This is a genomic window from Sphingomonas sp. LH128, from assembly GCF_000293195.2.
Taxonomy (GTDB): Bacteria; Pseudomonadota; Alphaproteobacteria; order Sphingomonadales; family Sphingomonadaceae; genus Novosphingobium; species Novosphingobium resinovorum_A.
On sequence record NZ_ALVC01000484.1, the window covers coordinates 1 to 1,404 of the forward strand.

Consider the following 1,404-nt stretch of genomic DNA (forward strand, 5'->3'; position numbering starts at 1 on the left):
GCGCAGTGACGAGTTGTTCCGCAGTCAGCTCGACAACATGGTCGACATGGAACACGCGCTGGTGAAATTGGCGGGGCTGATCGACTGGTCACGGTTCGATGCGGCCTATGGACGGTTCTACCATGAGAAAGGCCGCCCTGGGCTGTCGACGCGGCTAATGGCAGGCCTGCACCTGCTCAAGCACATGGAGGGCCTGTCGGACGAAGCCGTCTGCGCCCGCTGGGTCGAGAACCCGTACCACCAATTCTTTTGCGGTGAGCAGTACTTCCGCCACAAGCTGCCACTGGATCGCTCGTCGATGACGCGCTGGCGGAACCGGATCGGGGCCGACAAGCTGGAACTTCTGCTCGCCGAGACGCTGCGCGTGGCGATGGAAACAAGGGCAATGCCGCCGCAGGCCTGCGAGCGGGTGACGGTGGACACGACTGTACAGACCAAGGCGATTGCCCATCCCACCGACAGCCACCTGCTGCTACGCGGCATCGAGTGGCTGAACCGGATTGCCCGCAAGCACGGTATCAAGCTGCGCCAGTCATTCCTGCGGGTGGGCCGCCAGGCTCGGCGCGATGTCTCCCGGCTGATCCGTAAGCGGTCAAAATCCCCCACATTTTCAGAAGCTCTGAGGTTGGTAGGGCGCGAACTCATAAACCGGGTTGAGTTGTCGGCCTTGGCGTGATTCAGGGGGCCTTCGGAAACGGAGGGCATATGACGCGGCGGCGGTATGAACTGACGGACAAGGAATGGCTCATCAGAAGTGGCTCGGTTTGTTTGAACAGCCTTTGACGTTTGATAAGTGGATCGTCTGCGGGTTGGTTGTTCAAGCTGCCGCCTGCGGGGCGTTATGGAGGTCGGGCGTAGCCCGGCCGGAGTGACGCCCCGCAAGTCGCGGCCAATTCACGCTGCCACGGCCTGTGGCAGATTGTCAAAGTAGGTTTGATCGGGCGGACGCCCACCGAGGCTCGAGTGAGGTCTCCGGGCGTTATAGAAGCCCAGATATCGGCCGATCGCGTTGCGCGCTTCGCTGACCGAAGCGTAGGCGTGCAGGTAGACTTCTTCGTACTTCACCGAGCGCCACAGCCGCTCGACCACGACATTGTCGCGCCAGGCGCCGCGGCCGTCCATGCTAATCGCGATACCCTCGCGCCGGAGCACGCCGGTGAAGGCTTGGCTCGTGAATTGGCTCCCCTGATCTGTATTGAAAATCTCCGGCTTGCCATAGCGCGCCAGGGCTTCCTCGAGCGCTTCCACGCAGAAGTCGGCCTCCAGCGTGATCGAAATCCGATGGCTGAGAACCTTGCGGCTGAACCAATCGACGATAGCTAGTCGGCCGTGAACAATGCGATGTTCGTTTCGGCGACGGGTAGATTGCGTCCGATGTGCCGTGAGGGGTTTATCGAACTGGTA

General features: G+C 61.4%; 2 protein-coding genes. One reads left to right on the plus strand and one right to left on the minus strand.

Annotated elements, in window-relative coordinates; all coding sequences use genetic code 11:
- Positions 1–676, plus strand: a 676-nt coding sequence (locus LH128_RS28840) for an IS5/IS1182 family transposase (RefSeq protein WP_008833239.1), incomplete at its 5' end; no start/stop codon positions are given.
- Between the two features lie 218 nt (positions 677–894).
- Here LH128_RS28840 and LH128_RS28845 read toward each other — a convergent pair.
- Positions 895–1,404: IS3 family transposase (locus LH128_RS28845; protein WP_008833240.1), on the minus strand; the 510-nt coding region annotated here is incomplete at its 5' end.